Below are 13,026 nucleotides of genomic sequence, written 5' to 3' on the forward strand. Positions count from 1 at the left end.
CGGGTCAGGGCGCTTCGACGCCGGCGATCAGGTAGCGCTGCACGTCGGCGTCGAGGATTGCGACTTCCTGCGCGTCGTCCGGGCCGGAGCCACGGAACGCGGCCAACTGCTCTGGTGACTCCCAGCGTTCGTAGACGTGGATCCTGCCGGGCTCCAACGGGTCGGCCGCCAGCAGGAAGTCGAGGCAGCCGGCGGTGGCGCGCGCCCGCGCGATGACCTGTTCGCAGTCGGACAGGTACGCCTCGCGGGTGGCCGGTTCGACCTGCAGACTGCCGGCGATGATCAGCATGGGTCCTCCGGGCTCGTGGCTGACCTTTGCTCTGCACCCGCCCGCGCGCCACGCACGGTCCGTAGCTGGCGCATCGGCGGGTGCAGAGCAAAGCGTGATACCTGTGCGTCACAGTTATACCTGTGGGTCGTCGCGCTCGGGGGGACATCGCCGCCCGGACGGGTGACGCCGGTCCCGTCGGTCTCACCAGCCTCCAACGCTTCATATCGTGCAAAAGTGAGAAAAAGCGACAAGAGGCGCTCATCTTCCCTGCTGGGGAACTCTGCCCGCGTACCCCTGAAGGTGCTGACGGCGGCGGTCGCGCTCGCGGTGCTCGCGGCGACCGGCCCGGCCACCGCGGACGGCGCGGGCCGCGCGCCCGTCGCGGACCCGGCGCAGACGACCGATCCGGGGTACGGGGTTGAGCCCGGCGACGGTCAGAGCCACGAGCCCGGTGTGGACCCGACGCCGGAGCGCCCGCCGACCAGCGAGGTGTCCTGGCTGTCGTTTCCCGGCGGGGTGTTCGCTGTGGACTCGCTCGGGCGCACGGTGCGCTACCGCGCCTGCGACGGCGACACCGGCCGGGTCGCCGACCCGACCATGCGGGTCGCCTCCGGGGTGGCCAGCGGCGCGGTAGTGGTCGGTGGGACGGCCTACCGCTACCGGGTGCCGCTGGTCGGGCGCAGCGAGGGGACGCTGGAGCTGATCCAGCGGCACCGCCCGCCGACGACGCTGACCGGTGTGGTGGTCACCAGCCCGCAGCCGCCCACCGACCCGGTCGCCGGGGCCCGGCTGTTCCCGCTCAGCGGGCAGCTCGCCCGGGTGGTCGCCGACGCGAGCCTCAACCCGGCCGGGGTCACCGTCCGCGACCTGTCCGGCCGCTACGGCGACCAGCAGATCGCCGTCAACGGATCGCTGCGGCCCAAGGCGGCCAGCGTCATCAAGCTGTGGATCCTCGTCGAGCTGCTGCGCCGGGTCGACTGTGGACAGGTCTTTCTCGACGACGGGGTGCTGGTCACGCCGGAGGACGTGGTCGGCGGCACCGGTCAACTACAGTTCGAGACGTTCCCGCAGGTGGTCACGGTGCACCGGCTCGCCCAGTACCTGATCAAGTACAGCGACAACGTGGCAGCGAACGTGCTGATCACCTACCTGGGTGGGTTCGCTCCGGTCAACGCGCTGATCGACTCGATGAACCAACGCTCCACCATCCTGGCCCGCCGGATGCTCGACAGCGCGGCAGCGCAACGCGGCGAGGAGAACTACACCAGCCCGGACGACGTGGTGTCGCTGCTCGGCGCGGTCTGGGACGGCGAGATCCTCACCCCCGCCTCCCGGGACCTGATGATCGGGTTCATGCGGGAGCAGACCCTGAACACGAAGATCCCCGCGGCGTTGCCACAGGGCGTGCCGGTGGCCCACAAGACCGGTGACCTGCCGGACGCCTCACACGACGTCGGCTACTACCTGATCCCCGGCACCGAGACCGCCGTCGCGTTCCTCACCGCCGGCCCCATGGCCACCGGCGACGAGACGGTCCGGCGGATGGCCCGCACCGTCTACGACTTCCTGGTCACCCCGGTCGACGGGGCGGTCGAGGAGTGACCCGACCTCAGGCGCCGGGAATGTTCGCCGGCGGGTCCTCGCCCACCAGGTCGGCCGCCGGCGGGTCCGCCGAAACCGGCAGCCCGAAATCCGAGTACGTCAGGTCGAGCTGGGCGGTCTGCGACTGCTCGCTGGCCAACTCGATGCGGTAGCGGACCAGCCGGCCCTGCTCGTCCACGGCAGCGGTGAACGGCACCGCCGCCGCCCGGTCGCCGAGCACGTTGCCGACGCCGCTGCCCAGCACCGCGCCGCTCTGGCGCAGGTCCAGCGTGCCCGCGTACTCCCGCTCGGCGGTCAGCCGGACCCCCGCCGGCGCGCCCAGCGTGCTGGCCAGCCGGGTGTTGTCCAGGCCCTGCTTGGCCGCCGGGTCACCCGGGGCGCCGACGTGCCACCAGGTCTTGCCGTCCCAGACCGGGACGCGGCGGTCCGGGGCGGTGACCCGCACGTACACGTCCGGCCCGGTGGTCAACCGTTCGATCTTCACCACACCGGAAGGCACCTTCAGTGAGGTGGTCTCCAGACCACGCTTCGCCTTCGGGTCCCAGAGCAGCACAGTGGCGTCGCCGTCCGCGCCGCCGGTGCCAACTGTCAGCTTGTACGGCTGCTCGTCGGCCTTCGCCGCAGCGGCCTTCAGCACACCGACCGGGTCGGCCGGGCCCGCCGACGCCGCCGGGCGACCAGCGTCCGGTTCCTCGTCGTCGCTGGTGGCGACCAGCGCCCACGCCCCGGCGCCGACCGCCACCACGAGCACGGCGACAGCGGCGATCAGCTTCGGTTTCTGCACTGTCATCTCCCCCGGGCGGTGCGGTCCGGCCAGACTAGCCGGACCGCACCCCGTCACGCCCGGCTGATCGCGTTGGCGTGGATCGCCTCGTGCAGATACGTGGCCAGCCCGGCGGCGATCTTCTCGTAGTACGCGGTGAACCGCTCGTCGGCCAGGTACATGTCGGCCAACCCGGTCTGCATCTCGTACGAACACTCGTAGAACCAGCGGCTGATGAGCTGCCGGTGCTCCTCCGCCAGCTCCATCACCTCCGGGCTGTCCGCCGGCGCGCCCGAGGCCATCAGCGCGACGATCCGCCGACCCCAGTCCTCGTTCTCCGCCTTGTGCCGCAGCCAGTCTTCCTTGGTGTAACGGGAGACCCGCCGGTTCGACTCCCGGTACGCGTCGGTGTCACCCCACCGCCGCTCCGCCTCGGCCTGGTGCTCCTCCGGATCGACGTCACCGAAGACCTCGAACCGCTCCTCCGGCGTGAGTTGGATGTTCATCTTGCTCGCCTCCATCGCGAACTCGATCGCCGTGACCATCTCCTGCAACCGCTTGAGCCGTACCGTCAGCAGTTCGTGCTGCCGGCGCAGGTGCGCGGCCGGATCGGCCGCCGGGTCGTCGATGATCGCGGTGATCTCCTCAAGCGGGAAACCAAGCTCCCGGTAGTACAGGACGAGTTGCAGCCGTTGCAGGTCCGCGTCGTCGTAGCGGCGGTAACCGGCCGAGGTGCGCCCGCTGGGCGAGAGCAACCCGATCTCGTCGTAGTGGTGCAGCGTCCGCACCGTCACGCCGGCCACCTTCGCGACCTGACCCACCGTGTACGCCATGGTCCCCCTCCCTTCCGGGAACCAGGCTCCTGCCTGCCGTTACGTGAGAGTCAACTCCGATTCTGGCCCACCATGGCGGGGGCGTCCGGCCGCCCGTACAGATAGCCCTGACCCCGTGGGCAGCCGATCGCGGTGACCGCCTCGTGCTGACGCTCGGTCTCCACCCCCTCGGCGACCACAGCCAGGTCGAACGCGCCGGCCAGGCGGGTGACCATCTCCACCGTGGCGTACGCCCGGTCGTCAGTGCCCAGCCGGGCCACGAACGACCTGTCGATCTTCAGCTCGGTGGCCGGGATGCGGTGCAGGTAGCTCAGCGACGAGTAGCCGGTGCCGAAGTCGTCGATGGCGATCCGGATGCCAAGCTCCCGGAGCTGGTGCAGCCGCTCGAGCACCGCCTCGGTGCCCTCGATCAACGCCGACTCGGTCAACTCCAGTGTCAACGCCCGTGGTGCCAACCCGGCGGCGCTGGTCGCCGCGGTGACAGTGGCGATCAGGTCCGGCCGACGCAGGTGCGCGGCGGCGATGTTCACAGCGACCGTGGCCTCCGGCGCCCGGCCCCGCCAGGTCGCCGCGGCCCGGCACGCTTGGTGGATCACCCAGCGGTCGATCGGCAAGATCAGCCCGGTCTCCTCGGCCAACGGCAGGAACTTCGCCGGCGGCAACATCCCCAGCCGGGGGTGCCGCCAGCGCACCAACGCCTCGGCGCTGCGCACCGCGCCGGTGGTCAGGTCGACGATCGGTTGGAACTCCAGGTGTAGCTGATCCTCGTCGACAGCGCGGCGCAGGTCGGCGATCAATTCGGCGCGGGAGACGGCCGACTCACGCAACGCCGCAGTGCACGTGCGGTACGCGGACTTCCCGGCCGCCTTGGCCGCGTACATGGCGATGTCGGCGTCGCGCAGCAGGTCGGTGTGGGAGGCGTGCTGCGGGCCGTACTCGGCGATACCGATGCTCGCCGACGGGTGCACCCCGACGTCCTCCTCGTCGTCGGAGGGCCGCAGCGCGTCCAGCAGCCGCTCGGCGAGCCGTTCGGGTGACACCGGCCGGTCGCCGTCGACCAGCACGGCGAACTCGTCACCGCCGAGCCGGGCGATGGTGCCGTCGCCGTCTACGGCAGTGTGCATCCGGGCCGCGAGCCCGGTCAGCAGGGTGTCGCCGGTGGCGTGCCCGAATCGGTCGTTAACCTGCTTGAACCCATCCAGGTCGAGCAGCAGCACCGCCACCGGCCGCCCGTCGCGCAGGGCCAGGCGCAGCCGCCTGTTGAACAACAGCCGGTTGGGCAGCCCGGTGAGCTGGTCGCCGTACGCGAGCCGGCGCAGCCGGGCCACCAAGCGGAGGTTCTCGTTGGCCGCCAGCCCCTGCCGGACGGCGAGGGCGGCCAGCAACACCATCATGGTCACGAACACGAGCTGCGGGGTCTGCCCGGTGGGCCGGCGGGCCAGCACCACAGCGATGATCGCCCCGCCCACCGGCAGGTACGGCAGCGCCACCCGCCACCAGGGCGGCAGCGGCGACTCGGCGGTGTCGTCGGTGCCGTCGCAGTCCGGTGGCGGCGGGTTGCGGGTGGCGAGGCCGATCAGCAGGTAGCTCAACGGCCAACACAGGTCGATCGGGTGACCGGCGGTGTAGTCGGCGCGGGCGACCAGCGACACGTAGACGACGTCGGCGACGACCCGCAGGGTGAGGCTCGCCGCGAGGACTGTCATCGGCCGCCACATCGGCCGGGCCGGCCCGGAGACCGCGACCAGGATGGTGAGCTGCATCAGGTCGAACATGGGGAAGAGCAGCCCCAGCGTCCGCGCCGGGTCGGCCAGCTCGGCCGCGGCGACCCCCCGGAAGACCAGCACCCAACCGATCGGCACCAGCGCCAGGGCGACGATCACCCCGTCCAGCAACGTACGGGCCCGCCCGACCGCCGTCCTCGGTGCGGACGGCGAGCTGAGCAGCGCGGCCGTGCCGGTGAGGATGCCGGCGGTGAAGACCACCCCGACCACCGGCGTGTGCGGCAGGTCGCCGCCGACGAGCCGCTGCACCGTCCAGATCGCCCGACCGATCGCGGCCAGGGCCATGGTGAGAGCGAGCATCGTCCAGAACCGGCGCAGCGGCGCCGGATGCCGACGGGCCACCCCGACGCACGCGAGCGTCGCCCAACCGGCGACCAGCATCGCGCCGATGTCGCTGACCAGCGCGGCGCCGGGCAACGCGGCGAACAGCCAGCCCGCCTCCAGCAGGATGACCGCAGCCGCGACGAACGCGCCGGCGGGATTCAGCGTCCCCGCAGCCTGCTTTCCGTCCTGTCGGGACACGGTCGCTCCGGCTCTTTCGTCGTGCGTGCACCCTCGGCGGCGCCGGTCCACGGCAAACCCCGAAAGCCTAACCAGCGCCCAGAAACGCCGCCAGAGCCGAACGTGCACCCCGGGCCTCTGTCGCGCTGAGCATCCTCACGCCTCTGGTCAACGGCCCGCAGATCGGTTCCACGGTGAACGGGGCAGTGCGGTGCCGGCCAACGGACGGCGTGCGCGGCGGCGTCTGCGCCGGCCAGGGGTGCAGGGCGGGCGGGCAACGGTGTGCACGGCCACGTCGGCCGAGGGCGTCGGTCGGCCGATCAGCCAGCAGAGGAAGCGTTCCATCGTCGGATCAGCCGACCGGGAGGCGCTCGACGTCGGACTTGGCGATCTCGTACTCCGCCCCGCAGAACGTGCACTGCTGCGCGTACCGGGTGCGGATCGGAATGAGGGGGATGAAGAAGAGTGTGAATTTGGTCGAGCGGCGGGTGATCACCTGCGCGGCCTGGTTGCCGCAGTGGCGGCAGACCTGCTGCACGACACCGGACCGGTCGACCTTGGTACGCAGACCAAAGATGAAGAACATCGCCAGCCAGTACCCACTCGACAGCGAGAAGTCACCAGATCCCGCCATCGGATCAGATCAGTGCCAGGGCCGGCGCTGGTCCAGTTCGCCCGCGAGCCGGCGGAGGAAATCGCGGAACCCCTGCTCGCTGTGCGACGTCTCGATCTCGTCGATGAGCGGGCCGTCGTACTGCTGCGCCTGGACGATCGCGTCCGCATAAACAGCCGGGCCGTCCCCGAAGTAGCGTCGCTCGACCATCGCCTCAGCCATCTGGCTGGCGGAATCGTCGTCGAGCTGAGGGGTGAACATCAACCCGTACAGGATCTGGTTGATGACGCCCTTCCAGTTGCGGCTGTCCATTCCATGCACCTTTCCGACGGGTCAGTTCAACCGGGTACGGCCGTCGAAGCCGAAGAGCGGGATGTCCTTGACGCCGTTGCGGCTCAGCTCGTCGGTGACCTGCCGCATGTGCTCGGGGCCGGGTTGGTAGTGCCCGCTGGCGGAAGTCACGTACTGGACCCTACCGTCGACGACCGCGATCTCACCGGCCGCCGCGACCGGCTGACCGTTGCCCAGTGTGGAGTGGTGGAAGTCGCCAACCTGTTGGTAGTTCGAGGCGTACATGTTGCCTCGCTCATCCATCACGAAGATGGCCCGGCCGCCGTCCCTCGTCCAGTGGGTGGACGCGGCGCGGGTGTCGAAGGGCTGGCCGTCCTTTGCCTGGCGCAGGATGCCGTCCGAGTCGACGTACACGCGGTGCGCCTCCCGTTCCGCCTCGCTGAGCCGACGCACCGAACTGGGCCGAAAGGGGTTTCCCGGATGGTCACCGGCGGTCTCGTACCGGTACTTGTCCAGCATCGGCCGGCCCTGGTAGCGGACCTCCCGCAGCGGTCCGGGCACGCCGGGCCGCCCCGGGGGCCGATCCGGGCCCTTGCGGTTGAACCTGCGCAGCAACGTCTTGGCGCGGCGAAGCAGTCGCGGAATGATGTCGTTGACGACCCGTTGCACGATTTCCTTGATGATCCGGCGGATCGCGACCCGGGCCACGCCGATCGCGATCGGGATCTGTGCCAGCGAGCCACCGAGGGTGGGGGCCGCTGCCGCCAGCGCCATGGCAACCTGGATCACCAGAATCGTGAGCTGGACGATCGTGAGGACCTTCTGGGTCAACGTGATCACGGCCATCACGAGCAGCGCGGCGGCGATGAGTTCTGCGGCCTCGGCGCCGTCCTCGATACGGCTGGTCGGGCCCTCCTCGCCGCGCCACATCGCCTCGAAGGCGGTGACGTCCCGCCCCCGGTTGGTAGCGCTCACGACACTCGCGCCGGCGTTCGCCTCGTTGGCCGCCGTGCGCAGCGTGCCGGCGAAGGACATCCACGCCTGGGCGGCCTCGTACAGCAGCTCCTCGTCGGCCTCTGGCCAGGTGAAGCCCACCCAGTTGAGGGCCTCGGCGAGCTCAGCTGGCAGTTGTAGGCCCACCGGGCAGTCCCAGTCTCGTGAAGAGGGCCGCGCTGTCGAGGTCGCTGCGCTCGTGGGCGTCGGCGGCGGCGTCAAGCCTGTCGGCCACGCTCAGGAGTTGGTCGGCCATCGAGGCGTAGACGTCGAGAGCGTGTTGCAGCACCTCGGTGTAGGCCGCTCCGAAGACCGTCCCGGCCTCGTCGCCACCCCAGGGACTGGCCGAACCGGTGACGGTGCCCTGCAACCGTTGCACCTCCGCACCGAGCCGCTCACCGCTGGCCTCGATGGTCCGCGCCGCCGAGTGCAGCGCGGTGACGTCGACCTCTATCGCGTCGGTCATCCGGTCACCGCTTGTCGAATCGGCGGGTCAACGCGTCCAGGTCGCCGATCATCCCGTCCAGCCCACGCCAAGCCTCTGCCGCGACCGCCTCCAACTGCCGACGCGTCGCCGCCTGGTCGACGTCGCCGCCGAGCAGCTCCTGGCGCTGTCGCAGCTCGTCATCCTGGGCGGCGCGCACTGCCTCGATCACGTGGGCGGCGATGGCACCGGTGCCGCGCCGCAGCAGGCGGGGGTCGATCTCCAGGGACTCCAGCCGGCCATAGCCAGTCACCACGGCCTCGACCAGCCCGTCGGCGGCGGTGCCGCACCCGCGCAGCTCGCCCTCGCCGGTTGGCACAGCGGGTGATGACGTCGACTCCGTCAGTGTTGACGGACCGGCGGCCTGGCCCAACAGACGCATTGCCGCTTCCAGCGAACGCCCGACGGCTGTGTGATCTGCATTCTCTGGACCTGCCACCCGCACCGCCCCGGCCGCCGACTCGACACTGACTCGGCCGACCTTACCGATCAGCCGGCCGTTTGACGGACCCGTTTCCCGGTCCCTCCACCTTGGTCACCGATGGCGTGGTGTCCAAGGTGGAGGCCGGTCGGGGATGTCGAGATCAGTTGGCCGGGGCGGGCTCCAGGCCGGGGATCTCCTCGGAGATCCAGATCGGCTGCCAGTTCGACACCTCGTGGAAGCGGCGCAGCTCGAACAGCCCGGCAACCGACCCGCTCCAGGCCCCGTACGGCGGGTTGGCCTCGTCGAAGCCGCTCTGCACGAAGGTCAGCGTGGTCCGGCCACCGGACTCGGCCAGCTCCCAGCTCGTCACGCCGGTCGGCCCCCAGTCGACGGACATCCGGCGGCCGGGCTCCAGGTCGATGACCTTGGCCGCGTAACCGGTCTCGAAGCCGCCCATGGCGTACCGGCCGCCGACCCAGGGCTCGATGCCGATCGGGTAGCCGAACCAGGCGCTGGCCTGCTCGGAGTCGGTCAGCGACTCCCACACCTTGTCGGCGGGAGCGGCGATGACCAGCTCACCGCGCAGGTCGGCGGAGGTGAAGTCGGTGCGGGGCAGCAGTGGCTTGCCCTCCACGTGGGCGGCCAGGTTGGCGATGGACAGCGCCCAGTACGTCTGGAGCACGCCCCGGATGGTGGAACCGCTCATCGCCTCGGCGAAGTCGAAGTGGCTCTGGATCAGCGTCAGCACGGTGCTGTCGGTGCCCTCGGCGGTCAACTGGAACTCGGTGGTGGTCTCCACGCCGTCGAGCAGCCAGCCGAAGCGCAGCGTGTCGTCGTCGGCGTGCAGGAGCCGCTGGTGCGGGGCGTCACCCTCGGGCGTGTAGCGACCCCAGAACTCGTACCGCTGGGGCAGCTCGACCTCGGCGTGCTCGGCCAGCCAGACACGCAGCTCGGCCGGGTCGGTCAGGGCCTGGCGGACGCGCCCGACGGGCGCGGAGAGACGGGCCTGGACCTTCATCGGCTCACTCATTGTCGTTCCCTTTCGGATAGCAGGCGACGGCCAGCTTGAAGGCATCTCCTTCGCTGCCGCCGTAGCGGGTGAACAGGTCCTGAAGTGCGGTTTGCAGGTCGTGCAGGAACTGCTGGCGCTGCTCGGCCGGCACCCGGATCTCGCCGGAGACTCCGATCGAGGGCAGCTCGGGCGCCGCCCGGTCCAGGCCGGCGATGTCGGCCTGGACCTCCTCCATCAGGTCGAGCAGGTAGCCCAGGCTCAGTTCGTCGCGGGCCCGGCGCAGGCCGATCCGGCCGACGAGCCGCGGAGAGAGCCAGTAGGAGCGGGCGGCGGCCTGGTAGATGCCTTCGGTGATGCCGCGGACCTTGCGTTCGTTTACCAGCTCGACGAGGCCAGCCGCGACGAGCTGCTTGACGTGGTAGTAGACGCGCTGTGGCGTCTGGTCGAGTCGGGCCGCGACCTCGGTGCAGGTGCGCGGCTCGGCCAGTTGCCGCAGCACCTCGACGCGCTGCGGCTTGAGCAGGACTTCGGCCTGCTCGATCTGCTCCAGGTACAGGACATCTCTCATGGCAAAATCAGTTTGTACGTACAAAACTTCCTTGTCAATCGCTTCGCGAGAAGCCGCGCCGACTTTCTTCGACGCGGCTTCAGGCGGCGGTCAGCAGGTGATCAGGGCAACCAGTCCGGTCGCAGCGGGTAGCCGTTCACGCCGTTCGGGCCGTTGTGGGTGGCCAACACCTGGTGCAGCTGGATGCCGTTGCGTTCGAACGCCATCCGCGACCCGGCCATGTAGAGCCCCCACACCCGGGCCGTGCCCGCGCCCACCTCCGAGACGCAGAAGTCCCAGTTCTCGACCAGGTTGCGGCACCAGGCGGCCAACGTCAGCGCGTAGTGCTGCCGCAGGTTCTCCTCGTGGTGCACCTCGAACCCGGCGTCGTGCACCTCGCTGATCAACCGGCCCGGACCGGCCAGCTCACCGTCCGGGAAGACGTACCTGTCGATGAACGCGCCCGAGCGGTGCGGCGCCCGGTTGTCGGCGCGGGTGATGCAGTGGTTGAGCAGTCGCCCACCCTGCCGCAGCCGGCTGCGCAGCGACCCGAAGTAGGCCGGGTAGTTGCGCACCCCGATGTGCTCGGTCAACCCGATCGAGGAGATGGCGTCGAACTGCTCGGCCGGCGCGTCCCGGTAGTCGAGGTATCGCACCTCCGCCAGCTCGGTCAGCCCCTCCCGCTCGATAGCTGCCTGCGCCCACTGCGCCTGCGCCTTCGACAGGGTCACCCCGAGAGCCTTGACGCCGTACTCGCGGGCGGCGTGGCGCACCATGCCACCCCAGCCGCACCCGACATCCAGCAGCCGCATCCCCTTCTTCAGGGCCAGCTTGCCGGCGACCAGGTCGTACTTCGCCGCCTGAGCCTGCTCCAGCGTGTCGTCCGGAGACCGGAAAACCGCGCAGGTGTACGTCATCGACGGGCCGAGCACCTTCTCGTAGAAGGCATTGGAGACGTCGTAGTGGTGCGAGATGGCAGTGCTGTCACGCACCCGCGAGTGCCGCAGCCCGTTCATCACCCGCTTCCACCGGGGCTGCGCCTCCTGCGGCGGTGCCGGCGGCGGCATCAGCCGCTCCCAGCCCAGCCCACGGACCAGCGCCAGCCCTTCGGCCAGCGACGGTGGGCGTAACCGCAGCTCGTCCTTGAGCACCCGCAACGCCTCGTACGGGTCACCCGGGTGCACGCCCTGCAACGCCAGGTCACCACTGACGTAGGCCCGGGCCATGCCCAGGTCACCGGGTGCGGTGAGCAGGTACGACAGCCCACGCTCGGAATGGATCGCCAGGGTGATGCCGGCGTCGGACGGGCCGACGGCGCTGCCGTCGTATCCGGTGATCCGCACCGGCAACGGCCCCATGGTGACCGCGCGGATGACATCCGCGACGGTCGGACCCGTGTGCCGGCCCCCCGCCGGCGGGGTGGCGGGGACGCTCGCCGCCCCCTGATCTCTGTCGGTCAGGCTCATGCTCGTGCTACCGCCTTTTCGTACAGTCCCGTCAGCCGGTGGTCCGGGTCGTAGCGGTCTTTCACCGCGCGCCACGTGTCGCCGCCATAGAGGCGATCGAAGGCGTCCCGGTCGTAGTACGCGTCGGAGTAGAGCGACTTGTGCCCGCCCGACTCCGACACCCTGCGTTCGATCGTGCGGTTGACGTCGCCGTCGGCGGCGCCCGGCGCGATCGGCACGCTCCCCCAGAACCCGATGTTGACGTAGTCCTGCCCGGGCCGCAGCGGATATAGCGGCCAGGACCGCGCCGATCCGGGCCCCGCCGGCTCACGCAGTCGCAGCGGACACAGCCACACCGGGTTCATCCCCACAGCGCCGGCGAACCAGCGCAGGAAGTCGGCGGTACGGTCCAGCGGGATCTCCACGTCCTGCACTACCCGCTCCCGGGCCGGTTGCCCGCGCAGCCGGTCGATCCGGGCCGCCACCTGGTGGCGGTGCTCCAGCCGGACCAGTCGGTGGTAGAAGTCGCTGCGCCGGTAACGCGCCGGCCAGAGCCTGCGCACGACCGGGTGCTGCGCGCCGAACGCCGACGAGCACCAGAACCAGTCGGTGTCCCAGCGCCACAGATAGTCGTACGCGGTGAGCACGTCGCGGGTGCGCTGGCGCAGCGACCGGTAGTAGATGGCCTGACCGGTGTAGTCGCTGGGCGGGTCGGCCCCGTCGGTGAACGTGGCGAAGACCAGGTACGACTCGCCGGGGCTGAACATCACCCCGTCCATCGCGTCCACCGGTTGGCCGGCCCAGGACCGGGTGGCGGTCACCTCAGCGATCGCGTCGGTCAGCGCCTCCAGTTGGGTGAACCGGACGTTGCGCAACGCCACGTACCGGCCGACCGGTTGCAGTTCGATGCGCAGCCGGGTGGCGTACCCGAGGCTGCCCAACGAGTTGGGGAACGCGGTGAACAGGTCGGCGTGCTCCCCGTCGGGTCGGGCGGTGATGATCTCGCCGGACCCGGTGAGCACGTCCAACTCCTGGACGGACTCGTGCGGCAGGCCGTTGCGGAACGAGGTCGACTCGATCCCGAGGCCGGTCACCGCGCCGCCCAGCGTGATGGTGCGCAACTGCGGCACCACCAGCGGCATCAGGCCGTGCGGCAGCGTCGCGTCGACCAGGTCCTCGTAGGTGCACATGCCCTGCACGTCGGCCGTACGGCCGGCCGGGTCGACCGACAGCACGCCGTTCAGGCCACTCACGTCGAGCCCCGGGGCCCGGGGAGCGGACCGGGGACGGAACAGGTTGGAGGTGCGTTTGGCCAGCCGGACAGGCTCGCCAGTGGGCACCGCGGCGTACGACCGCCGCAGCGTGTCCACCGCTTGATCATGGTCAATCGGTTGATCCACACGCTCAGCGCGCATGTGATCACCTTACGCTCGCCGTTTGGAAACCGTGGGATGTCGGCGGTG

14 protein-coding genes are annotated in these 13,026 nt (G+C 70.4%); 1 reads left to right on the forward strand and 13 read right to left on the reverse strand.

The genetic code is table 11. From position 1 onward, the window contains the following. Positions 1 to 4: 4 nt before the first annotated feature. Positions 5 to 289: a putative quinol monooxygenase gene (locus OG992_RS15475; RefSeq protein WP_091393855.1), complete on the reverse strand. Its 285-nt coding sequence runs from the start codon at positions 287 to 289 to the stop codon at positions 5 to 7. Positions 290 to 505: 216 nt separating this feature from the next. Between OG992_RS15475 and OG992_RS15480 the strand changes: the two genes are divergently transcribed. Further along, positions 506 to 1,873, forward strand: a complete 1,368-nt coding sequence (locus tag OG992_RS15480) for a serine hydrolase (protein ID WP_266303590.1) — start codon at positions 506 to 508, stop codon at positions 1,871 to 1,873. Positions 1,874 to 1,880: 7 nt separating this feature from the next. Here OG992_RS15480 and OG992_RS15485 read toward each other — a convergent pair whose 3' ends face one another. The 12 genes from OG992_RS15485 to OG992_RS15540 form a co-directional block, all read right to left on the reverse strand. Beyond that, positions 1,881 to 2,657: a hypothetical protein gene (locus tag OG992_RS15485; protein ID WP_266303591.1), complete on the reverse strand. Its 777-nt coding sequence runs from the start codon at positions 2,655 to 2,657 to the stop codon at positions 1,881 to 1,883. A gap of 53 nt (positions 2,658 to 2,710) precedes the next feature. Next, positions 2,711 to 3,469, reverse strand: a complete 759-nt coding sequence (locus OG992_RS15490; protein ID WP_266303592.1) for a MerR family transcriptional regulator — start codon at positions 3,467 to 3,469, stop codon at positions 2,711 to 2,713. 50 nt (positions 3,470 to 3,519) lie between these two features. After that, positions 3,520 to 5,775, reverse strand: a complete 2,256-nt coding sequence (locus OG992_RS15495; protein ID WP_266303593.1) for a bifunctional diguanylate cyclase/phosphodiesterase — start codon at positions 5,773 to 5,775, stop codon at positions 3,520 to 3,522. Between the two features lie 331 nt (positions 5,776 to 6,106). Next, on the reverse strand, positions 6,107 to 6,388 hold the full coding sequence (locus tag OG992_RS15500; RefSeq protein ID WP_266303594.1) for a zinc-ribbon domain-containing protein: 282 nt from the start codon (positions 6,386 to 6,388) through the stop codon (positions 6,107 to 6,109). A 9-nt stretch (positions 6,389 to 6,397) separates the two neighbouring features. Further along, positions 6,398 to 6,679 carry a hypothetical protein gene (locus OG992_RS15505; protein ID WP_266303595.1) on the reverse strand — a complete coding sequence of 94 codons (282 nt, stop codon included), beginning with the start codon at positions 6,677 to 6,679 and terminating at the stop codon, positions 6,398 to 6,400. A gap of 21 nt (positions 6,680 to 6,700) precedes the next feature. Beyond that, positions 6,701 to 7,798, reverse strand: coding sequence for a hypothetical protein (locus OG992_RS15510; RefSeq protein ID WP_238683491.1), 1,098 nt, complete (start codon positions 7,796 to 7,798; stop codon positions 6,701 to 6,703). Then, on the reverse strand, positions 7,776 to 8,117 hold the full coding sequence (locus tag OG992_RS15515) for a WXG100 family type VII secretion target (protein WP_266303596.1): 342 nt from the start codon (positions 8,115 to 8,117) through the stop codon (positions 7,776 to 7,778). Before OG992_RS15515 ends, OG992_RS15510 begins: the two co-directional genes overlap by 23 nt. Before the next feature lie 4 nt (positions 8,118 to 8,121). Further along, positions 8,122 to 8,454: a YbaB/EbfC family nucleoid-associated protein gene (locus OG992_RS15520; RefSeq protein ID WP_266303597.1), complete on the reverse strand. Its 333-nt coding sequence runs from the start codon at positions 8,452 to 8,454 to the stop codon at positions 8,122 to 8,124. A gap of 265 nt (positions 8,455 to 8,719) precedes the next feature. Continuing rightward, a complete protein-coding gene (locus tag OG992_RS15525) occupies positions 8,720 to 9,589 on the reverse strand; it encodes an SRPBCC family protein (protein WP_238683494.1) in 870 nt (289 codons plus the stop codon). After that, complete coding sequence (locus OG992_RS15530; protein ID WP_030490876.1) at positions 9,582 to 10,139, reverse strand: helix-turn-helix domain-containing protein; 558 nt, start codon at positions 10,137 to 10,139, stop codon at positions 9,582 to 9,584. Before OG992_RS15530 ends, OG992_RS15525 begins: the two co-directional genes overlap by 8 nt. A 101-nt stretch (positions 10,140 to 10,240) precedes the next feature. Continuing rightward, complete coding sequence (locus OG992_RS15535; RefSeq protein WP_238683495.1) at positions 10,241 to 11,584, reverse strand: class I SAM-dependent methyltransferase; 1,344 nt, start codon at positions 11,582 to 11,584, stop codon at positions 10,241 to 10,243. Then, positions 11,581 to 12,978 (reverse strand): FAD-binding oxidoreductase, encoded by a 1,398-nt coding sequence (locus OG992_RS15540; protein ID WP_266303598.1) that lies wholly within the window; start codon positions 12,976 to 12,978, stop codon positions 11,581 to 11,583. Before OG992_RS15540 ends, OG992_RS15535 begins: the two co-directional genes overlap by 4 nt. Between the last annotated feature and the right edge of the window lie 48 nt (positions 12,979 to 13,026).

It is taken from the genome of Micromonospora sp. NBC_00362 (assembly GCF_026342155.1).
Taxonomy (GTDB): domain Bacteria; phylum Actinomycetota; class Actinomycetes; order Mycobacteriales; family Micromonosporaceae; genus Micromonospora; species Micromonospora hortensis.